Here is a 22,335-nt window from a genome sequence, read left to right as displayed (position 1 = left end):
GTGTTACCGAACTACTCGTTACCGAAAGCCTCAGTTTGTTACGTTGGGTAACAGTAGAAATAACTGTTGCCGATCTAAGCCACTGTTTTCCATGGAACCCAGTGACAGGCACAGATTCTGCACTACGGTTGGATTGTTCAGGAATTGCGGCGGCGCCATGGGCAGAGATCGCAAAAAACAGGAGGAGTTGACAGAGTCGCGGATGTCTCCCGCCGCGGCTGTCGAATTCCTGCGCCAGCATCAGCCCTTCGCGGACATGGAAGCCGAGGTGCTCACCTACCTTGGGGAGCACGCAAAAGTCGGGTTGTTTGATGCCGGCGCCGTGCTGACCCACCCGGACAACGGGGCTGCCGATACGCTGTTCATCATCATCGATGGGGGAGTCCGGGGTGAGGCCACCGGTGGCGACGGTGCGCACGTCTGGGAGCTGCATCCCGGTGAGATGTTCCCGGTCGGGGCGTTGCTGTCCCGCCGCCCGGTACAGACCGTGGGGCGCGCTGTTGAGAAGACGCGCTGCCTGCAACTTGATCTTGCGGTGTTCGACAGCCTTGTTCAGCGCTCCCGCGTATTCAGTGATTTCTGCACCCGGCGGCTGGCGACGCTGTTCGGTCAGGTCCAGCGTCAGGTGCGCAGCACCGCGCTGGAGGGCCTTGATGGCGGATCCACACTGAATTTCCGCCTTGACGAACGGCTTCGTCAGGAACCGGTTACCTGCCGTCCGGACACCCCGATCCGTGAGGCTCTGCAGACCATGCGCGCCCAACATGTGGGCAGCATGGTGATCAGCGATGACGAGCTGCGTCCACTCGGTGTGTTCACGCTGCCGGATCTGTTGTCGCGGGTCGCCCTGCCGGGGGCTTCCCTGGACCAGCCCATCGAATCGGTGATGACGCCGAACCCCATCTCCCTGCCGGGGTCGGCTTTTGCTTTCGAGGCGGCCATGCTGATGGCCCAGCATGGTATTCGCCACATCTGCGTGGTGGACCGGGGTCGCCTGCGTGGTGTGGTCTCCGAGCGGGATCTTTTCACGCTGCAGCGGGTCGGGCTGGTCAATCTCAGTCGCGCCATCGCGCGGGCCACCTCCGTGGACACCCTGAGCAGCATCACCCGCGATATTCGCCAACTGGTGGAACAGATGATTGCCCAGGGCATGCGCGCGGGGCAGATCACCCAGATCATCGCCCTGCTCAACGATCGTATTGCCAACCGAATCATCGACCTGCATCTGGAAGAAGCCGAGGATCTGCCGGAGGTCACCTTCTCCTGGCTGGTGTTCGGTAGCGAAGGACGTCGCGAGCAGACGCTCAAGACGGACCAGGACAACGGGATCATCTTTGCGACCCCGCAGGGTGAGACATCCGCCGAGGCGATTCGGGCGGCTTTTACGCCCTGGGCGCGGCGGATCAACGAATCGCTGGACCGATGCGGCTACCCGCTCTGCACGGGCAACATCATGGCCAGCAACCCCGATTGTTGCCTCAGTGCCGACGAGTGGCAGGAGCGATTCCGCCGCTGGGTGGACCAGGGAACCCCCGAGCACCTGCTGAAGGCTTCGATCTATTTCGACTTCCGTGTGCTGCATGGCGATCATGCCGCCGCCGAGTCGCTGCGGGACTGGTTGCTGACCCGCACCGCCGGTAACAGTCGCTTTCGCAAGCAGATGGCAATGAACGCCCTCAACCTGCGACCGCCCCTGGGGGTGATCCGCGATTTCAAGCTGAGCACCGGCGGCGAACACCCCAACACCCTGAATCTCAAGTTGAATGGGGTGGCACCGTTCGTCGATGCCGCCCGCATACTCGCCCTGGCCAACCACGTCCCGGCGACCAACACCACCGAGCGCCTGCGGGGTGCCGCCCGCGCCGGCGCGGTGCGGGCGCACGATGCCGAAGCCTGGGTCGAGGCCTATGAATACATCCAGCTATTGCGTCTGCGCACCAACCAGGAGCAGGCCGCCGCCGGCGAGCCATTGAGCAATCACGTGGCGCCGGACCGGCTCAATCCGCTGGACCGACGAATTCTCAAGGAAGCATTTCGGGAGGCACGGAAGTTACAGGCAAGAATCGCGACGGACTATCAGCTATGAAGTCGTCGCACCACAACCCTGAGGAGGAGGAGCGTCATGACTGATGACGACAAGGCAGCAAGAACGGCTTCACGTTCGGAGTATTGGAAAACCAATCTGCGCATCATTGCATGGTGCATGGGGATCTGGGCCCTGGTGTCCCTGGTGTTCGGGATCATCCTGGTCGAGCCCCTGAATGCAATCCAGATCGCGGGTTATCCGCTGGGCTTCTGGTTCGCCCAGCAGGGTTCGATCTACACGTTCATCGCGTTGATCTTCTTCTACGCCTGGCGCATGAACAAGCTGGATCGCCAGTACGACGTTTACGAAGAATAAGGGGCCCGACAACATGGATCTGCAAACGTTAAGTTTTATCGTGGTGGGCATAACCTTTGCTATCTATATCGGTATCGCCATCTGGGCGAAGGCCGGTACCACCAGTGAGTTCTACGTGGCCGGCAAGGGTATCAATCCCGTTGCCAACGGCATGGCCACTGCGGCGGACTGGATGTCCGCAGCAAGCTTTATTTCCATGGCCGGCCTGATAGCCTTCCTGGGCTACAGCGGCGGCGCCTACCTGATGGGCTGGACCGGCGGCTACGTGCTGATGGCTCTGCTGCTCGCACCCTATCTGCGCAAGTTCGGCAAGTTCACCGTGCCGGAATTTATCGGCGACCGCTTCTACTCGAAGACGGCGCGCGTGGTGGCGGTGATTTCGCTGCTGGCCATGTCCATCACCTACGTTATCGGGCAGATGCGTGGTGTGGGTATCGCCTTCTCCAACATCCTGCAGGTGGACCTGACCGTTGGTCTGGTCTCGGGCATGGTGATTGTGTTCATCTACGCCGTGTTTGGCGGCATGAAGGGCATCACCTACACCCAGATCGCCCAGTACTGCATCATGATCTTCGCCTATACCGTGCCTGCGATTTTCATCTCGCTTCAGCTCACGGGCCACGCGTTCCCGCAGTTCGGTCTGGGCTCCACCGTGGACGACGGCCGTTACCTGCTCGAGGCACTTGACCAGACGCTGGTGGATCTCGGTTTTGCCGCCTATACGGCATCCGGGGCGACGATGACGCAGTTCAACATGTTCCTGCTCACCATCTCGCTCATGATCGGTACCGCTGGCCTGCCCCACGTTATCGTGCGTTTCTTCACCGTGCCGCGTATCCGCGACGCGCGTAAGTCCGCCGGTTGGGCCCTGGTCTTCATCGCCATCCTCTACACCACTGCACCGGCGGTGGGTGCCATGGCCATCTGGAACCTGATCAACACAGTCCAGCCGGGCGAAGTAGGTGCCGAGGACGGCAACTTGCGCTTCGATGACAAGCCTGACTGGATGCTGCGTTGGGAGCAGACCGGCCTGCTGGCCTTCGAGGACAAGAACGAGGACGGGCGTCTGCAGTACTACAACGCCAACAATCCCGAGTTTGCCGCGATGGCCCGTGAGGAATACGGCTGGGAAGGTAGCGAGATCGTGCGGCTTGACCGCGACATCATGGTGCTGGCCAACCCGGAAATCGCCGGGCTGCCAAACTGGGTGATCGCCCTTGTGGCGGCAGGGGGTATCGCGGCAGCGCTGTCCACTGCGGCAGGTCTGTTGCTCGCTATATCGTCATCCATCTCCCATGACCTCCTGAAGGGGACATTCACGCCCAACATCTCGCAGAAGTCCGAACTATTGGCGGCGCGAATCAGTATGGGGGGTGCCATCGTTCTTGCAGGGTATCTGGGGCTCAATCCGCCAGGCTTCGCGGCGGAGGTGGTGGCACTGGCCTTCGGTCTTGCTGCAGCCTCCCTGTTCCCGACGCTGATGATGGGTATCTTCTTCAAGAAGATGAACAAGGAAGGGGCCATTGCCGGCATGCTGGCCGGTCTGTTGAGCACACTGCTCTACATCTTCATCTTCAAGGGCTTCTTCTTCTTCCCGCAGACGGCGTTGCTGCCGGACAACCCCACTGGCTGGTTCTTCGGTATCAACCCAACCGGCTTTGGGGTGATCGGTGCGCTGATCAACTTCGGTGTCGCCTATGGCGTGTCGAAGGTGACCGCTCCGCCGCCGGATCACATCCAGGAGCTGGTGGAAAGCGTTCGCGTGCCGCGGGCCGACTAGGCCTCCGGAGCTCCGGCCGCCGGAATGGTACGATGCTGGCATCGGCCATTCCGGCAGCGCCGGCTCCGCTGGCAACACAGCAACAGGGGCCTGCCGTTTGGCAGGCCTTTTTTTCGGCTGCAGGGCCTGGTTCGCCATGAACGAGACAACGCCGACCCTATCGCCCGTGGAGTCATGGCCGCCGGTTTCCCGGCTACCTGATGCTGAACTGTGCAAGCGGATTGCCGCTGCCCGTTCTGTTGACGAACTGAAACGCATTGCCGCTGCCTTGCCCGAAGTGCAGTTGGCCATGCTGGGCATCGGCCTGCATGCGGTCGCCCAGGGGCGGCGAATCGCGGCACTGGTGGACGCATGCACCTGCCGGCTGATTACCCTGGCAGAACAGGAGATGGGTCCAGCGCCTGCGGCCTATGCCTGGCTTGCCTGTGGGTCCCAGGGGCGGGGCGAGCAGACCATACATACCGATCAGGATAACGCCCTGATCCACGCAGACGGTCTTGATGCCGACACGCTGGACTGGTTCCGGAAGCTGGCCGTTTTTGTCACCGATGGGCTTGCCGGCTGTGGAATCCCCCATTGCCCGGGGGGTGTCAGCCCGGTGGAAGCTGACTGGCGGCGCGACTGTCGCGCCTGGCGCGAAAGGTTGCTCGACACGGTCACCCGTCCCCAGGGCAGGGACGTCATGCTTGCCTCCCATTACTTTGACCTGCGGGTGGTACACGGCGATGCCGCCCTGTTTGACCCCATTCGCAATGAAGCTCTTGCTGCCGCCGCAGGCAATTCCCGCTTTTTGGGTCTACTGGGGGAGAACGTCCTGCGCGGTGCTGCGGGGGGAGATGGGCTGCTCAAGCGACTGCGAGGCCGCTTGATTGCCAACAGCGAGGAATACACCGAGCTAAAGAAAAAGCTGCTTCTGCCAGTGTCGCAACTGGCCTTGCACTATGCTCTGCGGGGAGGTCTGCTGGCCCGTAATACCCAGGACAGACTCGAGGCCGCCGAGCAGGCCGGGACACTGGGGCGGGCAGAGGCGGCAGATCTCAGCACCGCCTACGCCCTGGCCACGCAATTGCGCCTCGAGCATCTCGCGTACTGCCTGCGCCAGGGCGAGGCTCTGAGTAACAGCATCGCTCTTGCACGCCTCGGGCCCCTGCAGCGGCGCTACCTGCAGCAGGCGGTATCGGTGACCCGCCGCGCGCGCCGGGCACTCCGGCTTGCGCTGGGAGGATGACATGACGCGCCTGACGACACTGCTCACGCTAACCGCCGGCCGGCTCGCCCGGCGCGCGCCGGTGACCTGCGGTGTCACCACGCCCTTGCATGAGCTGCTGCCGCGGCTGGCAGAGGCGGTTGTCTGTCACGCAGTGGTACTTGACCGGGAGCGGCAGATCCGTGGGCTGATCGGCCCGGTGGAGCTGCTGTCCAGGCTCCGCGGACCGGATGCGCCTGCGCTGACCGCGGGCGAGATCATGGATCAGGGCGTCCGCGCCGTCCCTGCAGGTGAGCCACTCTATCGACTCTTTGGCACCTTGCGGCAGGGTCGCCCCCTGGCCGTGGTGGATGACGATGGCGGGCTGGTCGGCCTACTGTCGGCAGAGCAGTTCATGGACGCCGCTCTGCCGTCGTCTCTGGGCAGCGGGCCGAACTTCCCCCAGGCGGATACCACCGAGGCTCTCGACGCGTTGAAGCGCAGCCAGGTGGCCATCGCCGCGGACCTGCTGGCGGAAAAGGTGCCGGCAACGGACATCCAGCGATTGCTCTCCGCCCTCAATGACGACCTCTACCGTCGTGTGCTCTCCCGTGTGATTGCCGGTCTGGATGCCGATGGCTGGGGGCGTCCGCCGGTTGCCTTCGCGGTGATCGTCATGGGCTCCGGCGGGCGGCGCGAGAGCCTGCTGGCACCAGACCAGGACAACGGCCTGGTCATCGACGACTATCCTGACGAGCAGCATGCAGCGGTGGATAGCTACTTCGCCGAACTCGGCCATCGTCTTGCGGTTCGCCTTGACCGGGTCGGTATCCCGCTTTGCACCGGCCACGTCATGGCCAGCAATCCCCTGTGGCGCAAGGCACGCTCCCAATGGCTTGCGCAGATTCGCGGCTGGATGCGGCACCGCTCGAATCAGGGGCTGCTCAATGCCTGCATATTGCTGGACATGCGGGCGGTGGCGGGCGAGTTGAGTCTGGCCGACGCCGTTCGCGAGGCCATGGTGGATGCGGTTGCCCGATCGCCGGGTTTTCTCCGCGCCCTGACCCTGAACGAGTCCACCAAGGAGGTTGGCCTCGGCTGGTTCGATCGCCTCATTCCGGAAGGCGGCGAGGGGCCCCACGCCGGCGAACTCAACATCAAGCGAAACGGCATCATGCCCATCGTCGAGGCGATTCGCCTGTACGCGCTGTCTCGTGGCCTAACCGAGACGGGAACCCTGGAACGCCTGGGTCGGCTCGGCGAAGCGGGGCTACTCGATCGGCATGATCTCGATGCCCTCAGTCATGCCTATGGCTACATGTGCTTCCTGCTGCTGCGCCAGCAGGCCGCCGACATGCGTGCCGGGCGTCCGCCGGGGCGGCATGTGCCGCCGGACAGCCTGACCCGGCGGGAAAACGACACCCTGGTCCGCAGCATGAAGGCTTCGCAGGCCCTGTTGCGGCGTCTTCATGCCGACCTCGTGGGGAGTGGAGTCTAGTGCCGCAGTCCCGGACGCTATTGAACGTCATCCTGGGTGGCCTGATCACCCTGGCCCTGGTGCTCCTGATCGGTGTTACCTACGCCGCCTCGCGGGCTGGGGAGGCGGGTAATGATCCATTGGTTCTAGCCATGCTGGGCGGGGGCGGGCTGCTGGGCCTTGTGGCGATTGGCTGGTTCTGTCTGGATCGCCTGCTGCTAAGGCCATCGCGCAAGCTCAACCGCAGCATCCGTGCGCTGCTGGAATCCCGCGGGTCGGATCAGGAACTGATTCTGCCAAGGCGCCATGCACTAGGTTCCCTCCCCGAGACGATACGCGCGCTTGCCGATGCGCTGCGTGGCTCGCGACGGGAGATTCGCAAGGCCATGGAGACTGCCGCCGCCCGGATGGACGAGCAGAAGACCTGGCTAGAGGTCATCCTGCAGGGGCTCTCCGAGGGTGTGCTGGTCTCTAACCGGCAGCACAGAATCATGCTCTACAACCAGGCCGCTGTGTCCATCGTTGGTCTGCCGGATGAACTCGGCCTCGGTCGTCCCCTGTTCAATGTCCTGTCGCGCCCGCCGGTACAACATACCCTGGACAGGCTGGAGCGGCGTCATCGGGACGAGAATGACAAGCGCAGCGCTCTCAGTGCGCCATTCGTCTGTACCAGTGCCGATGCCCGGGTCATGTTGCACGGCAGGATGGCGCTCATACTCGACAGCCAGGGTGAGATCACCGGCTATCTGGTCACCCTGGTGGATATATCCGAGGATGTGGCGCTACTCGCGGCCGGCGATGCTGTGCGCCACGCCCTGACCCGGGACTTGCGCTCCATCGCCGCCAATCTGCGGGCGGCGGCCGAGACCATGGCGCGTTTCCCCGACATGGCTGCGGACGAGCGCAGGGAATTCGACCGTGTGCTACTGAGTGAGAGTGAGGCGCTCAGCGAGCGACTCGATGATCTCGCAGGACGCATTCGCGGCCACCTGCTTGGCCGTTGGCCCATGGCCGACGTGCTGGTCACGGATCTGGTGAGCTGCCTGGAGCAGCGGTTGCAGGATCTCCCCAGGGTGCATGTCACCGCCACCGGCATGCCGCTCTGGTTGAACGGCGACAGCCTGTCCCTGCTTCAGGGGCTGGATTGCCTGGTGCGTCATCTCCACGCCCATAGTGGGGAGGAGGCGTTCGACGTGGAGTCCATGCTTGGCGATCGCAATGTGTACCTGGATATCATCTGGAATGGTTCACCGGTGCCCGATGGCTTGCTTGACGAGTGGCTGGAAACCCGGTGCAGCGAGGACAGCGGCGAGCAGCGTTTGCGGGATATTCTCGAGCGGCACGGTTGCGAAATGTGGAGTCAGCAGGGACGCCGCAAGGGCCAGGCGCTGCTGCGTCTGCCACTGCCGGCGCCAGCGCGGCCACAGTTCCTGAGTGAACCGGAAAAACTGCCGCCGCGGCCGGAATTCTACGACTTCGGCCTGATGCGCGAGCATGAGGGCAGCGACGAAATCGCTTCGCGGCGACTGGCCGACCTCAGCTTCGTGGTGTTCGATTGCGAGATGACCGGGCTGAACCCCCTCGGCGGCGATGAGATCATCTCCATCGCCGGCGTGCGGGTCGTGAAGGGGCGCATTCTGACTGGTGAAACCTTCGAGCGGCTGGTCAATCCGGGGCGGCGGATTCCCGAGGACTCGATTCGTTTCCATGGCATCACCGACGCCGATGTCGCCGACAAACCCAACATCCAGGTGGTGCTGCCGCAATTTCATGCCTTCGCGGGGGACGCCATCCTGGTGGCCCACAATGCCGCCTTCGACATGAAGTTCATCAGCGTGAAGGAGTCTGAGTGCGGGGTCACCTTCCCCAATCCGCTGCTGGATACGCTGCTTCTGTCGTCCATGCTGGACGGCGATGAAGAGGACCATTCCCTCGATGGGGTCTGTGAGCGCTACGGCGTCAGTATTTCCGGTCGCCACACGGCCATGGGGGACACCATGGCTACCGCCGAGGTCCTGGTGCGCATTATCGATCGGCTGGAGGCCCAGGGAATCACCACCTTTGGAGAGGCCATGAAGGCTTCCAGCATGGCGGCGCAGCTAAGGCATCGCTCAGCCTTGCTGGAAGGGGGGCAGGCGGGCACCTAATGAGGGATATCGGTGTCTCTCTATCGCACCCGCCCGGTGACCCGGTCGACCCGGAACACGCGCACCTCGCCCTGGCGGACCAGAACCCGCACCCGGAATTGCCGTTCGTTGACGGTATCGACACCGAGGATGCGGCCGTCGGTGCGAGCCCGCACCAGTTCCACCGCTTCGTCCTGGGTCAGCAGGGGGTCGTCCGCAAACGCCGACGGCACGGGGCCTAGCAGGGTGGCCGCAAGCACAACCGCCGCGAAAGTCATTCGAAGGTTCCGGAGTGAGCAACGCACGGATCGTTCATCCTGCCTGATTGGAGGCCGGGCTTTGGTTACCCGGCGTCCCTGTTGAATGGGCGTCACATCTCTTCTCGATACTGTACCCGATAAGCGACGTTTCAGCCCTGATGCCGAACAATGAACGCCCGGGGCTGAATCAACGCTGAATGCCAGTGTTTCCCCGGCGGACGGGATTAGCCGACGGTCAGGACAATCTTGCCTACGTGCTCACCCTGTTGCATGGCTGCGATGGCCTCTGGCGCCCGGGAGAAATCATGGCTGGCGGCGACGCGGGGGTTGAGGGTTCCCCGCGCCAGGTGCGGCAGCAAGCGTTCCCGCGCCACGCTCATCAGTTGCAGGCGACGTCCCAGGGGCAGGGTGCGCATGGTCATGGCTCTGATCGTCAGCCTTCGAAACAGAAGTCGCGCGGTATCCAGCTGAACCTTCCGGCCCTGAAGCAGGCCGATCAAAACCAGGCAGCCCTCATCCCGCAGCGCCTCCAGCCCCTGTGCCAGTGCCTCGCCACCGAGCATGTCCAGGGCCACGTCGGCGCCGCCATCGGTTGCTGTCCTCACTGCCTCGGGCAGGTTGTCGCCGGCATCGACCAGGGGCACATCTGGCATATCCGCCCCGAGTTGGTCCAGGCGTTCCTGATGCCGGCTGCTGCCGACGCTGAAGCTGCCGAAGGTCCTGAGCAACTGCAGCCCGGCAATGCCGACGACGGAGGTGGCGGCGCGAATGAGCGCCCATTGACCGGGCTGGATGCCGCCTTCCAGGAATAGTGCGCGGTATGCGGTGAGGTAGGCTTCCGGAAAGGCTGCGGCCTCGGCCCAGCCCAGATTAGCCGGCACTGGCAGGGTGTCGAGCTCGTGGACGACCAGTTCGGTTGCGTATGCACCACCGGCTACCAGGCCCATGACCCGGTCGCCCACTTGCCGGGCCCGCACACGAGCGCCGGTCTCGACGATCTCTCCCGCGTACTCCAGGCCGGGGATATCCGCTGGAGCGCCCGGAGGCGCGGGATAGAGACCACGCATTTGCAGGAGGTCGGCGCGGTTGATGCCCACCGAACGCACGGCGACCCGGATGTCTTCCGGGCCGCAGGCAGGGGATGAGGCGGAAGCCTGCCGCAATTGCCCCGCGCCGTCAGTCGACTGAATCTGCCAGATTTGCACGAGCCTGAACCGTGTTTCGGGACAACTAGAGCATGCCCGTCTGCAGCTTCGCCGCGTCGGACATCATCTGGGAACTCCATGGCGGATCGAATACCAGCTCCACCCGGCATTGGTTGACCGTGGGGATGATCTCGATCTTGTCCCGTACATCCGCAGCGATGACCTCGCCCATCCCGCAGCCGGGAGCGGTCAGCGTCATGTCGATTTCAACATCCCGCTGGCCATTCTCGAGCCGGATGAGATCGCAGCGATAGACCAGCCCCAGCTCAACGATGTCGATGGGGATCTCGGGATCAAAAGTGGTGTGGAGCTGATCCCAGACCAGCTGCTCCACGTCCGAATCCGAGGCGTCTTCGGCGAGTTCCGGTGGCGGAACCACATCCCGGCCGATGGCGTCGCCATCACGCCCGGCGATGCGAAACAGATTGCCCTGGATATAGACGGTGTAGCTGCCGCCCAGTGCCTGGGTCAGCACGCCTTCTGCGCCCTGGGGAATCGTGCCCGAATCTCCTGCCGGGATCACGATGGCATCACAGTCACGGCTGAATATGACGGGGTCACCCCGTACCTGGTACATCGAAACTGCCTCCAAAGGACTATCGGCATGTGGACCAAACTGGTCCGAATTCTACCAGTCCTGCCGCGGTGCGTCACGCGTGGTTGCGGCAATTGAGCCCCTTGCAAAAGCCGCGCGGGTCGGTGACCGTAGGCGGGACCCGGCGCCCTGCCGGGCACCTTGGCATTCGGTCACGAAGTCGGAGGAGTAGCAGGCCATGTGGAGCCGTGAACGTAAGCGCAGTCACTGGAAAGTGGCGGTCATGCCCGGGGATGGAATCGGGCCGGAGGTCATGGAGGTGACGGTGCGGGCCCTGCGGGCACTGGTCGACGATGGTGGTCCGGAGCTGGAGCTGGTGGAGTACGGCTGGCCCAGCCATGCCTGGCACCGCGAGCATGGCCGCATGATGCCGGAAGACTGGCGCGAACAACTCGCTGGCCACGACGCCATCCTGCTCGGCGCATTGGGCGATCCCGGTCCGCTGCATGACCCGAACCGCTACCTGCTCTCCGATGGTGTTTCGTTGCAGCCGCTGCTCGCCCTGCGCAAGGGTTTCGATCAGTGGGCCTGCGAGCGTCCGGCGGTGCTGCTTGACGGGGCGCCACAATATATCCGTGACGATCGTGCCCGGGATGTGGACATGCTGGTGATTCGCGAGAACAGCGAGGGCGAGTATGTCGGCCAGGGTGGCCGCCTGCGGCCGGGAACCCCGGACGAGGTGGCGACACAGATGGAGGTGTTCACGCGCCGCGGCGCGGAGCGCATTTTCCGGCATGCCTTTGAGCGGGCCGTTATCAGGGCTGCGGAGCGCGAGGCCGGGCGGCGGCGTCAGCGCGAGTTTCCGTCGCCTGATGGCGGCACTGCGCGGGCCCAGGTTTGCCTGATCACCAAGCGCAATGCCCTGCAGTACTGGGGCGATATGTACACCGAGACTTTCGCCGCGGTGGCGGCGGACTACCCGGCGATTGCCACCCACCACGAACTGGTGGACGCGGCCTGCATGAAATTCGTCACCAGCCCCTGGGCTTTCGACGTGGTGGTGGCGAGCAATCTGCAAGGGGATATCCTGACCGATCTTGCCGCGGTGCTCTGCGGCGGGATGGGAGTCGCGCCGTCCTGCAATCTCAATCCGTCGGATCGCCATCAGCCGCCCATGTTCGAACCTACCCACGGCAGTGCGCCGGATATTGCCGGCAAGAACATCGCCGGACCCACGGCCATGCTGCTGACCGCGGCAATGATGCTGGACTGGATGGGAGAAGAGGACGCCCGCGCGAGGAAAGCGGCGGCTCGCCTGCGGGAAGCAGTGGAGGCCGACCTCCGTGCCCACGGCGGTAGCCGCCGCAGTACCACGGACGTCGCCGACGCAGTGATTGCCGGTCTCGGCTAACCTTCCTGGAGTACGACGGACTGGATCATGGGTTTGAAGCCCCCGTATGCGGGGTATAGACTCTGCGCAAACTTTTGCATGCCATATCCAAGGAGGTGCCCCATGGCTCAACAGATGGGTCAGATTTCTCCGCTGATGAAGCAGTCAAGCGGCATTGTTGCCACGCGGGGAGAGGGCGTTTACCTGTTTGACGAACAGGGCAGACGGTACCTGGACTTTACCTCCGGTATCGGGGTGACCTCCACCGGCCACTGTCACCCAAAGGTAGTGGCCGCGGCGCAGCGCCAGGTTGCGACCCTGGTGCATGGTCAGGCCGCCATCATGAAACATCAGCCCATGCTGGAATTGAACGAGCGGCTTGGCAAGCTGTTGCCGGCGGGCCTCGACCGGATCTTCTATTCCAACTCCGGTGCCGAGGTCATCGAGGCCTCCATTCGTTTGGCAAGGCAGGCCACCGGTCGGCCCAACATCATTGTCTTCCAGGGCGGTTTCCATGGCCGGACCATGGGTGCCCTGTCGGCGACTACCTCCAGCGTCGGCTTGCGTGCCGGCGTGCAGCCGATGATGGGCGGCATCATGGTGACGCCGTTCCCCAATACCTATCGCTACGGCTGGGACGAGCAGACGGCAACCGAGTTCTGTCTGCGTGAACTCGATCACCTGTTCGCGACCCAGACGTCGCCAGCGGAAACTGCCGCGATGCTGATCGAGCCCATTCAGGGTGAGTCGGGATATGTGCCGGCGACCAATGCCTTCATGCAGGGCCTGCGGGAGCGCTGTGATCGCCACGGCATCCTGCTGATGATGGACGAAGTCCAGGCAGGCAACGGCCGCAGTGGCAAGTACTGGGGCCATGAGCACTTCGGCGTCAAGCCCGACGTGCTGATCACCGCCAAGGGGCTTGCCAGCGGCTACCCGCTTTCTGCGCTGGCCTCTCGGCTGGACATCATGGAGAAAGGCTGGCCGGGGTCCCAGGGGGGCACTTACGGCGGCAACGCTGTTGCCTGCGCCGCCGCGGTGGCCACGCTGGACGTGATTGAAGAAGAGGGACTGGTGGAGAATGCCGCGAAGCAGGGTGAGCACCTCTGGCAGCGTCTGGCAGAGCTGAAGGCCAGTGACCCGTCCATCGGGGACCTGCGGGGCAAGGGGCTCATGCTGGGCACGGAAATGGTCGATGACGAAGGTCGGCCGGACGGCCCCCGCTCCATGCGTATTCTGCAGGAGGCCGAGAAGCGCGGTTTGCTGCTGATTCGCTGCGGCGCCTATGGCGGCCAGATCGTCCGCTGGTTGCCGCCGCTCACCGTGAATCGTCAGCAGGTTGATGCAGCAGTGGACATTTTCGTAGAGGCGCTGAAGGCCTCGGCCGAGCATTGATTCGCTTAGCGGGTGCACGCGCCGCTGCGTCACGTTAGAGTGTGGGCCTGACAACCATGACACCGCGGTCCTGCCGGCACCGCCTGGGGGAGTGAAGAGGATGGATCTGGATTCAATACGCAGCGCCTATCGACGATATGCGAATCACTACGATCGGATCTTTGGGCCAGTATTCAATCCGGGTCGCAAGCTCGCCATGCAGGCGCTGGATATCCAGTCCGGGGACCGGGTGCTGGAAGTCGGCGTGGGTACGGGATTATCCCTGCCCTATTATCCGGAGGAGAGCCGGGTTGTCGGGATCGATATCTCACCCGAGATGCTCGCCAAGGCGCAGGCCAGGGCCAGGGAGCAGGGGCTCGACCAGGTCGAGGATCTGCTGGTCATGGATGCCGAGGCACTGGAGTTCCCCGACAACAGTTTCGATGCCGTGGTTGCCATGTACGTGGCTTCCGTGGTCCCTCACCCGGACCGGCTGATCAGCGAAATGCGGCGGGTCTGCGTACCGGGTGGGGACATCCTCATCATCAACCACTTTGCATCCACCAATCCGGTGTTGCGTGGGCTCGAAAAAGGTCTGCGTCCCCTGTCGAAGCTGTTGGGTTTTCGACCCGACATGGATCTTGCCTCCCTGCCGGAGCAGGAGGATTTCCAGCGTATTGGCGTGCGTAACGCCAATATTTTCGGCTACTGGAAGCTGGTGCATTACCGCAACGGCGAAGTCGATGCCCCTGTGCCGGACCAGGCCCGGGTCGCTGCCGGCAAATAAGGGCTGCTCCATGGGCCTTGCGCCTCCACGGCGCTGAGCGTTCCTGGCGTCGGAGGTTGAGTTGCAGGCGGTCATCACCATCGCGCTGCCATTTTTCGCGCTGATTTTCACTGGCTACGCGGCGGGGCAGAGTCGTCTGTTGCCCGCCAGCGCCATCAGCGGCCTCAGCACCTTCGTCTTCTACTTTGCGCTGCCGGCGCTGTTGCTGGTCAGCATCGCCGATTCCCCGGTAGACCGCATTGCTGACCCGCGACTCCTTCTGGCCTGGCTCGGTCCGAGCCTGCTCCTTTTTGTTGCCACCTATCTGCTTGCCGGCCGACTGTTTCACTCCAGTCGTTCTGAGCGGGCGCTACAGGCCCTCAGCTCGGTCTTCTCCAACGTGGGGTTTGTCGGCTTGCCGCTGGTCATCGTTGCGCTGGGCAGCGAGGCGATTCTGCCGGCGGTGGTGGTGGTGCTGATCGATACCATCATCATGATCGGGATCGCCACCGCGTTGATCGAGTCGGATCAGGGGCGCACGGGCGGTCTGCTGCAGGTTGCTCGCACCGTGGCCTCAGGCGTGGTGAGGAACCCGATCATCCTGGCCAGCGCTTTCGGGGTGTTGCTGGGTGCCACCGGCTGGCGCTTGCCCGGCCCCGTCGATGCCTATCTCGGTTTGCTGGGGGCCGCTGCTGCCCCCGCTGCGCTGTTTGCCCTGGGTGCGTCGCTGGCGGGGCGTCGACTCGGGCAGGAACTGGGTCAGACCAGCGTGCTGATCGCCTTAAAGCTGCTGGTTCATCCGTTGCTGGTCTGGGCGGTGGCAATACTGCTGGATCTGCCGCCGCTGTGGGTGGCTGTGCTGGTCATACAGGCCTCGCTGCCCGTGGCCGCCAATGTTTACGTGTTGGCCCAACGCTATCAGGTGGCCGTCACCCAGGCATCCACGGTCATCTTCATGTCCACGGTGGTGGCCGTTGTCACGGTATCCATTGTGGTTTCGCTGTTCGTGCCTTGAGATCCGGTACGCGCTCCTAACGCTGCCAGAGCCGCGCCGCACCCACGACCGGGCGCAACAGGAGTCGGGTGAGTGCCCGTAGCCGGGGCCGCTCGGCAATAACCGCAGCGACTGGTGGGCTCAACGATTCGTAGCCATGGATGAACCAGCGACCCAGTCTGTGCTGCTGCAGCACGTCATCGCGAAAGGCGCGCAGTGCCTGAATCTCTTCCGCCATGGGCGTGCCGTAGGCGGCGGTGGCAATAAAGCAGGGGCTGCTGCTGCTACTGCTCGCGATACGGTCCATTCTGACGGGTGGCGCTGTGCCGAGACTCACCACCGCTGACAGACAGCACTCGTCGCTGCTTCCGCCCAGGGCCGCGATCCGATAGTCGTAGCGTGCCTCTCTCAGGTCATCGATTGCCGTGTCCATGAAAGAGCCGGCATCGGCGGGCAGGACCGGTGAGACGGTTTCCCAGTCTCCAGCCGTTTCGCGGCGCTGCACCACGTAGCCATCATTGCGGTTGGAGTTGTCGAGCCAGGCGACTTCGACGCGACTGCCATTATTCCGTGGCAAAGCGACGACATGGGAGGCCGGCATCGGGTCCAGACTGGTCTGGTCGGCGGTTATCGCCGCCGCCGTGTCGAGGCGTCCCCCAGCCAGAACGACCCCGTCCCAGCGGGCATCGCGGGTCGCACTGCTCACCAGGATCTCCCGCAGAGACTTGACATCCAGATCCGGAGTCAGGGACAGACGCAGTGCCGCGGCTCCCACCACCATGGGCGCCGCCATGGACGTGCCGGACAGGCCCGCCCAGCCGTCGATCAGCGCGTTGTCATCGTCCTGATCAATATAGGTGCTGATAATCGCACCGCCGTTGCTCTGGGTTGATCCTCCCGGTGCCGCCAGCAAGACGGTGTTGCCGCCAAACCGGCTGTAGGCGGCTCTGGACCCGTCGCGCAGCGAGGCGGCCACGCCGATGACATTGGTCAGCCGGTGGCTGGCCGGAAAGAAGCGCGGCGTGCCGTCGTCATTATCGCCGCCGTCATTGCCTGCGGCGGCAACCACCAGGACGTTTTGTTCCCGGGCGCGTTGCAGTATCTCCAGTTCATAGGTGCTGGGTTGCCCGTTGGGAGGCCGGTAACCATAACTGGCATTGATGACCAGGGGCCGACCCTCGGCACGCGCCATTGCGTAGAGGATCGCATTGCTGGTGTCCACCACATTGCCACGACCCACATCTTCAAGGGCCTTGAGCGGTAGCAGGCCGACCCGCCAGTTGAAACCGGCAACGACGGAATCGCTAGCGTCGGTGACGGCACCAATGATGCCGGCGATATGGGTGCCATGGCCGTTGCGATCTTCGAAGTCACGACGGCTCGACGGGCAGTTTGCGCTGGGGTCGAAGTTGGTGTTCGTGCCCCGGATTTCGCAGCCTAGCTCGACAAGCACATTGCCTTGCAGATCACGGTGTGTGGCCCGGATACCGGTGTCGATGATCGCCACCAGGACGTCGCTGCTGCCAATGGGGTTCCCTGCGCCGGTGGCGTCGCGCCAGGCCTGCCAGGCGGCGGGTAGCAGGGTGGCGCCGGTGCCGGTGTCATCCAGGCACTGGCCGCTGTTCTGCTCGATGCAGACCCACCATTGCGCGTCCACCAGTTCCCCGGACGGCAGAGGTGCCTGGGTTTCGACGATGTAGTTTGGTTCGGCGTAGCGGACGTCCGGGTCGTTGCGATAACGCGCGAGTACCGCTTCGAAGTGCTCTTCAGGTGCGGGGCGTACGATTTCTGTGGCCGGCATCGGCAGGTCTCGAAGCCGCTCTGCCCCATGCACCTGGTGTCGCCCGGTATCCGCAAGCTGTAACCCCTCGTCGTGATAGGCCACGATGATCTCGCCGGTATGGGGTGCGAGAGCCTCGGACGCCGGCAGGGGCAGCGCGAGAAACAGACACAGGGCAAGCAGTACCGATCGCATTTCGTCTTCCGGTGGCGGGATGGCAGTGTGCGAATGATGTCACAGGCGTGTGCTTGCGGGGAGGTGTGGCCGATCATCGGTAGTGAAAACCGGGCGACGGGGATGCGCGGAAAACCTGTGCGCCGTGATTGGCGCCCAGGTGGGGTAGCGAGCCACGGGCTTGGGCTTGCCATTGCACGTCGTGCCGTCATCGCCCACATCCGGCTCGAGGGTGGGCTTGAGGTCGAACTGGAGATGCCGTTCGGGTCTAACGCTCGATGAAGCCCTTGACGTCGTCTGGCGAGGCCTGATCCCAGCCGACAAAGTGACAGCTCACGCAGTCATCATTGGCCAGCAGGGCCAGTAATTCCTGTCGGCGCTCCAGGGTGACCGGTGGTATCTGGTGCAGCACGAAGATATCCAGCGCTGTTTCCCGCACCTGCTCCAGCGGTGCCTCCTGTCGCATCATTACCCTGGTGCTCGGCATTTGTCCGTGAAAGCCGGTCTCCTGCCTGATGCGCTCGGCACCGAGGTCGGAGAGTTGGCAGATCCAGTGGCCACGCATGTCAGTTCACTCTTGCAGATTGTGATGGTTGTCGATGGATTCCAGGTGGCTCAGTGCCGCCCGGTAGTGATCCCGTCCGTCGTCCGCCATGGCTGCCGCGCGTCGTGCGACGGGGAATGCCTCGACGAGGCGGTGCTGACGAATGAGGGCCCAGGCCAGGTTGTGGTTGGCCGCGGCGCTGCCTTCATCCAGGCGTAACGCCTCGCGGTAGGCTGTTTCCGCGTCGTCAAAGCGGTCCTGCTGGTAATGGGCGTTACCGAGGCCGATCCAGCCCGTGGCATTGTCCGGCCACCGAGCTGTTGCCGCCGCGTAGGCCTGCTCCGCAGCAGTGAACCGGGAGACCGCCTCAAGAGCAGCCGCACTGCGCAGGTAGTTACCTGGTTCCGCGCGGCTCGGAAAATCGCCGGGCTGGTGAACGGTCATGGCCCAGTGGTCGGCAAGTTGCCAGCTGCGCTCGAAAGCCCGCAGCGACATGACCTCCCGTTCCGTGGTGCCGGAACGCAATACCACTTCCCGGGCACCCAGATCAAAGCCCACCACCACCGCGTAGTGCCAGACCGGCCAGCGCTGCAGGCCAAGGTTCTGCATCACCAGCACCGGATGGCCAGCCGCCACTTCGGCAAATACATCTTCCAGGCTGGGCTCATGCACATAGCCAACCAGGCCTGCTCGGCGAGTCGCACCGAGCAGCTCCGGTTGCAGGCTGCCTGCGCGCTCCGGCAGATAGATGCGGGGGGTGAGATCCTCCGGCACCACGTCCTCGCCGAGATACGCCATGACCGTTGCCAGGGCGGCGGGCCCGCACTGGTAGGCTTCCTGGGGGAAAAATGGCACGTCGGTGAGTTCAATTGCTGACGGCAGTTCCGTGGTGCTGGGTGAAAGCGCAGTGTGCTGGGCAGGGCGCGTCGCACAACCGGCCAGCAACAGCAGCATCAGGCCCAGTGTGACGAGCATGCCCACGCCGGAGAATGCAACTCCGGCGGGGCGGCTCTGCGGGGCGGCGAGCCGGCTATGGTATGGGCACGTCCGCATTGCCGGAGATACCTATCGCAACAGCAGTATGAGCAGAATCAGCACCAGCAATAGCACGACCGCACCGCTCGCACCGGCCGGCATGTCGTCGATCCGCTGGGCAAGCTCAAGCGCCTCCTGGTCGGTCAGGCTTGCAACGCGTTCCTTGGCTTCTTCCGGTGAGACGCCGTATTCAATCAGCTTGTCGCGCACATCATCCCGGTCCAGAAGGCCCAGCACGGCGGCACGCTCCAGTTGTGCCTGTTCGGCGAGGACAGTATCGGTTCCGACGATACCGGCTGATGCGCTCTGCGCCATGAGGCCCATGGCAAGGAAGACGAACATCAGCGGGTAGGCCAGAAATCGGGTTCGTCGGAGCAATGACTGCATGAGTGACCTCCAGTGGCGGCGAGCTTGTAGCCCGGCCGTATTGTTTAGTAGTTGGCGATGACCAAGCGGAGCTCGCTCCACCGTCGCCCTCAATCTACCCGGTCCCGCGACAGAGCAAAAGTGCGTTGGCCGCAATGTCGGCAAGGGGTGACAGTCAGGAAAATACCGTGTCGATGGGTTGCTCGCCGTCCAGCAAATCGTACTCGCGATTGCGCAGCGCCCGGTTGCGGGCTACGGCCAGCAGTGCATGGGCGACATTGCCCCGGGAGATATCGATATGCTCCACGGCTTCCGGATCCGTCGTGATGCAGCCACTTGGCGGCTCATCCGTCAGCCGACCCGGTTTAAGAATGACATGTTCTGTAGCGGCATGGCGCAGATACTGATCCGCCGCGAACTTGGCGGCACAGTAGGGCCGGAGCTTTTCCGGTGCGGCAAGCGGGTTGGCGGCGCGCATGGCGCTGACCATCACGAAACGCCCCAGGCCGCGTTCATCAGCCAGATCGACAGCGCGAATGGCGCCGTAGAGGTCCACCATCAGCGTCTTGTCGGCGCCGGTTGTCGGGCCGGACCCCGCTGTGAAAATGACTTGCTCGCAGTTTTCATAAGCAGAGGCGAAATCGCCTTCCAGATCCGCGATGACGGTTTCCACGCCCAGCTGATTGAAGAAATCAGCCTGGCCGCCGTCACGAATCATGGCTCGAATCGGCAGGCCCGACTGCGCCGCCAGGACACAGAATTGGCGCCCTATCTTTCCGTTGGCGCCAATGACCAGAGTTTTCATCGTGAAGTCTCCCGGTGGTTAAGGAAGTGTGAATACTTCAGCGCTTGCTTGATAGTTTTTAACAATTAAATAGACGCTTATTATTCATTGGCATCTATTACGATTGTGTTCCACACTAACATCATAGTTTTGTTGTTTTTCCTAAGGGAGTGACCACGCCATGACGCAGCCAATGGAAATCAATATCGGCATCAGCGAAGCCAATCGGGAGCAGATTGCTCACGGCCTGTCGAGGTTGCTTGCCGACAGCTACTCGTTGTACCTCAAGACTCACAATTTTCACTGGAACGTGTCCGGACCCATGTTCCAGACGCTGCATCAGATGTTCGAGGAGCAGTATCTCGAACTGGCCACGGCGGTTGATGAAATTGCCGAACGCATTCGGGCGCTTGGCTACCCGGCGCCGGGTAGCTATTCGCAGTTCGCGCAACTGACCTCCATTCCGGAGGAGACGGGGACGCCAACGGCGGATGAGATGATCCGACAGCTGGTGCGCGATCAGGAGGCGGTCGTGCGCACGGCACGGGAGGTCTTCCCGGCAGTGGAAAATGCAAACGATGAACCCAGCGCGGATTTGCTTACCCAGCGCATGCAGGTCCATGAGAAGACGGCCTGGATGCTGAGGAGCCTGCTGCAGTAATCAGTTGAGAGCTGCTCCGTGAATTTCGACGAGTACGGTCGTCTCGATGCCCTCGGGATGGCCGGGCTCGTTGGTAGCGGAGACGTCACCCCGGAAGAATTACTGAATCTTGCCAGGCAACGGCTGGATTCGGTGAATCCGACCCTTAACGCCGTGATCGCCGATGTTCCGCCGACACCCGGAGGCAATGGTCGCTTTCACGGCGTGCCGTTCCTGCTTAAGGACATCTTCCACCATGTGCGCGGCCTGCCCACGTCCTGTGGCAGCCGCGCTTTCGCCGCCATACCTGCTGACCATGACTCCACGTTCGTCCAGCGGTGCCGCGCGGCGGGTCTGGTGGTGTTCGGCAAGACCAATCTTCCTGAACTCGGGCTGAAAGCCGTGTCGGAGAACGACCTCCATGGAGCGACGCGTAATCCGTGGAATACGGCACTCACTCCGGGCGGTTCCAGCGGTGGTGCTGCGGCGGCGGTTGCTGCCGGTGTGGTGCCCATGGCCGCCGCCAACGATGGTGGTGGATCGATTCGGATCCCCGCGGCCCACTGCGGTCTGTTTGGTCTCAAGCCTTCCCGCGGCCGGGTGCCGCCCGGGCCGTCGGTGGCCGAGGTGTGGGAGGGGGCGTGCAGTGATCACGTGATCACGCGTACGGTGCGGGATAGTGCAGCGATGCTGGATGCCCTGCACGGTGCGGATGCCGGGGCGCCGTTTGACATCCCCCCTCCAGAGCGACCCTATCTTGACGAATGCAGCCGTGAGCCCGGCCGCCTGCGCATCGCCTACAGCGTCCGTTCTCCCATCGACCGGCCGGTACATCCGGATCATGCCGGCGCCGTGGAGCGGACTGCCGTGCTGCTACAGGGGCTTGGTCACGAGGTGGAAGAGGCAGCCCCGGCAATCGACGGCATGGAGCTGGCACGCTGCTACCTCATGCTTTATTTCGGGCAGGTGGCGGCCATGGTGCGGGGGCGGTCGGTTCGCGGTTTCGAGCTGGATACCCGCGCACTGGCCATGCTGGGCCGCGCCCTGGACAGCGGTGCGTACGTTCGGGCCCATGCACGTTGGAATACGTTCTCCAGGGCCATGGGCGCGTTCCTCTCCCGATACGATCTCTACCTGACGCCGACGACGGCTACACCGCCTGCGCAGATCGGTGCGCTGCAGACGCCGTGGTTAGAGCGCCTGGCGCTTCGGCCATTGCTCTGGCTGCGCGCCGGTCGCTTGCTGTTGCACAGCGGCATGGTGGAGAAGCTGGCCTTGCGCAGCCTTGAACGCACACCGTTTACACAGCTCGCAAACCTCACCGGTCTGCCTGCCATGTCGGTGCCGCTATTCCTGAGTGGTGAAGGGTTGCCGGTGGGTAGTCATTTCACCGCGCCGTTCGGGCGCGAGGATCAACTGTTCCGCCTGGCGGCCCAGTTAGAGGGCGCAAACCCCTGGGGGCAGCGCCTGCCTCGTTTTTTGCTATGATTCCGCGCCGGTGGTTGTCCGCAAGGTCGA

20 protein-coding genes are annotated in these 22,335 nt (G+C 63.5%); 12 read left to right on the top strand and 8 right to left on the bottom strand.

The window, feature by feature from the left end; translation table 11 throughout:
- Nucleotides 1-157 precede the first annotated feature (157 nt).
- The 6 genes from J2T57_RS04405 to J2T57_RS04380 all read left to right on the top strand — a co-directional run bounded on the left by J2T57_RS04405 (nt 158) and on the right by J2T57_RS04380 (nt 8,991).
- Nucleotides 158-2,086, top strand: coding sequence for a DUF294 nucleotidyltransferase-like domain-containing protein (locus J2T57_RS04405; protein WP_253474818.1), 1,929 nt, complete (start codon nt 158-160; stop codon nt 2,084-2,086).
- A 36-nt stretch (nt 2,087-2,122) separates the two neighbouring features.
- Entirely contained in the window at nt 2,123-2,401 is a 279-nt protein-coding gene (locus J2T57_RS04400) for a DUF4212 domain-containing protein (protein ID WP_253474816.1), read from the top strand.
- Nucleotides 2,402-2,414: 13 nt separating this feature from the next.
- Entirely contained in the window at nt 2,415-4,181 is a 1,767-nt protein-coding gene (locus J2T57_RS04395) for a sodium:solute symporter family protein (protein ID WP_253474814.1), read from the top strand.
- A 136-nt stretch (nt 4,182-4,317) separates the two neighbouring features.
- Nucleotides 4,318-5,409 (top strand): DUF294 nucleotidyltransferase-like domain-containing protein, encoded by a 1,092-nt coding sequence (locus J2T57_RS04390; protein WP_253474812.1) that lies wholly within the window; start codon nt 4,318-4,320, stop codon nt 5,407-5,409.
- Nucleotide 5,410: 1 nt separating this feature from the next.
- Nucleotides 5,411-6,865, top strand: a complete 1,455-nt coding sequence (locus tag J2T57_RS04385) for a DUF294 nucleotidyltransferase-like domain-containing protein (RefSeq protein ID WP_253474810.1) — start codon at nt 5,411-5,413, stop codon at nt 6,863-6,865.
- Nucleotides 6,865-8,991 (top strand): 3'-5' exonuclease, encoded by a 2,127-nt coding sequence (locus J2T57_RS04380; protein ID WP_253474808.1) that lies wholly within the window; start codon nt 6,865-6,867, stop codon nt 8,989-8,991. The genes J2T57_RS04385 and J2T57_RS04380 overlap by 1 nt, the downstream gene beginning before the upstream one ends.
- A gap of 20 nt (nt 8,992-9,011) precedes the next feature.
- On the opposite strand, the gene J2T57_RS04375 is transcribed toward J2T57_RS04380, so the two are convergent.
- The 3 genes from J2T57_RS04375 to sufT form a co-directional block, all read right to left on the bottom strand.
- Nucleotides 9,012-9,248: a PepSY domain-containing protein gene (locus J2T57_RS04375; RefSeq protein ID WP_253474806.1), complete on the bottom strand. Its 237-nt coding sequence runs from the start codon at nt 9,246-9,248 to the stop codon at nt 9,012-9,014.
- 206 nt (nt 9,249-9,454) lie between these two features.
- The gene (locus J2T57_RS04370; protein WP_253474804.1) at nt 9,455-10,435 is read right to left on the bottom strand and encodes a zinc-binding dehydrogenase; all 981 of its coding nucleotides are present in this window, start codon (nt 10,433-10,435) and stop codon (nt 9,455-9,457) included.
- 25 nt (nt 10,436-10,460) lie between these two features.
- Nucleotides 10,461-11,012 carry a putative Fe-S cluster assembly protein SufT gene (gene sufT, locus J2T57_RS04365; RefSeq protein WP_253474801.1) on the bottom strand — a complete coding sequence of 184 codons (552 nt, stop codon included), beginning with the start codon at nt 11,010-11,012 and terminating at the stop codon, nt 10,461-10,463.
- 196 nt (nt 11,013-11,208) lie between these two features.
- On the opposite strand from sufT, the gene J2T57_RS04360 reads away from it, so the two are divergent.
- The 4 genes from J2T57_RS04360 (at nt 11,209) to J2T57_RS04345 (ending at nt 15,515) form a co-directional block, all read left to right on the top strand.
- Entirely contained in the window at nt 11,209-12,381 is a 1,173-nt protein-coding gene (locus J2T57_RS04360) for an isocitrate/isopropylmalate dehydrogenase family protein (protein ID WP_253474798.1), read from the top strand.
- Between the two features lie 102 nt (nt 12,382-12,483).
- The gene (locus J2T57_RS04355) at nt 12,484-13,755 is read left to right on the top strand and encodes an aspartate aminotransferase family protein (protein ID WP_253474795.1); all 1,272 of its coding nucleotides are present in this window, start codon (nt 12,484-12,486) and stop codon (nt 13,753-13,755) included.
- Nucleotides 13,756-13,855: 100 nt separating this feature from the next.
- The gene (locus tag J2T57_RS04350; protein WP_253474792.1) at nt 13,856-14,521 is read left to right on the top strand and encodes a class I SAM-dependent methyltransferase; all 666 of its coding nucleotides are present in this window, start codon (nt 13,856-13,858) and stop codon (nt 14,519-14,521) included.
- A gap of 61 nt (nt 14,522-14,582) precedes the next feature.
- Nucleotides 14,583-15,515, top strand: coding sequence for an AEC family transporter (locus J2T57_RS04345; protein WP_253474789.1), 933 nt, complete (start codon nt 14,583-14,585; stop codon nt 15,513-15,515).
- 16 nt (nt 15,516-15,531) lie between these two features.
- On the opposite strand, the gene J2T57_RS04340 is transcribed toward J2T57_RS04345, so the two are convergent.
- The 5 genes from J2T57_RS04340 to J2T57_RS04320 all read right to left on the bottom strand — a co-directional run bounded on the left by J2T57_RS04340 (nt 15,532) and on the right by J2T57_RS04320 (nt 20,198).
- Complete coding sequence (locus tag J2T57_RS04340; RefSeq protein WP_253474786.1) at nt 15,532-17,469, bottom strand: S8 family serine peptidase; 1,938 nt, start codon at nt 17,467-17,469, stop codon at nt 15,532-15,534.
- A gap of 247 nt (nt 17,470-17,716) precedes the next feature.
- A complete protein-coding gene (locus J2T57_RS04335) occupies nt 17,717-18,013 on the bottom strand; it encodes a hypothetical protein (RefSeq protein ID WP_253474783.1) in 297 nt (98 codons plus the stop codon).
- Nucleotides 18,014-18,019: 6 nt separating this feature from the next.
- Complete coding sequence (locus J2T57_RS04330; protein ID WP_253474781.1) at nt 18,020-19,045, bottom strand: PA2778 family cysteine peptidase; 1,026 nt, start codon at nt 19,043-19,045, stop codon at nt 18,020-18,022.
- A gap of 12 nt (nt 19,046-19,057) precedes the next feature.
- Nucleotides 19,058-19,414, bottom strand: a complete 357-nt coding sequence (locus J2T57_RS04325; RefSeq protein ID WP_253474778.1) for a PA2779 family protein — start codon at nt 19,412-19,414, stop codon at nt 19,058-19,060.
- Between the two features lie 154 nt (nt 19,415-19,568).
- A complete protein-coding gene (locus tag J2T57_RS04320) occupies nt 19,569-20,198 on the bottom strand; it encodes an SDR family oxidoreductase (RefSeq protein ID WP_253474775.1) in 630 nt (209 codons plus the stop codon).
- Between the two features lie 172 nt (nt 20,199-20,370).
- Between J2T57_RS04320 and J2T57_RS04315 the strand changes: the two genes are divergently transcribed.
- Both J2T57_RS04315 and J2T57_RS04310 read left to right on the top strand, forming a co-directional pair.
- Nucleotides 20,371-20,838, top strand: a complete 468-nt coding sequence (locus J2T57_RS04315; protein ID WP_436262682.1) for a Dps family protein — start codon at nt 20,371-20,373, stop codon at nt 20,836-20,838.
- A 57-nt stretch (nt 20,839-20,895) separates the two neighbouring features.
- Entirely contained in the window at nt 20,896-22,305 is a 1,410-nt protein-coding gene (locus J2T57_RS04310; RefSeq protein ID WP_301289164.1) for an amidase, read from the top strand.
- Nucleotides 22,306-22,335 lie beyond the last annotated feature (30 nt).

This window comes from Natronocella acetinitrilica, assembly GCF_024170285.1.
Classification (GTDB): domain Bacteria; phylum Pseudomonadota; class Gammaproteobacteria; order Nitrococcales; family Aquisalimonadaceae; genus Natronocella; species Natronocella acetinitrilica.
This window is presented reverse-complemented; position numbering and strand designations above follow the sequence as displayed.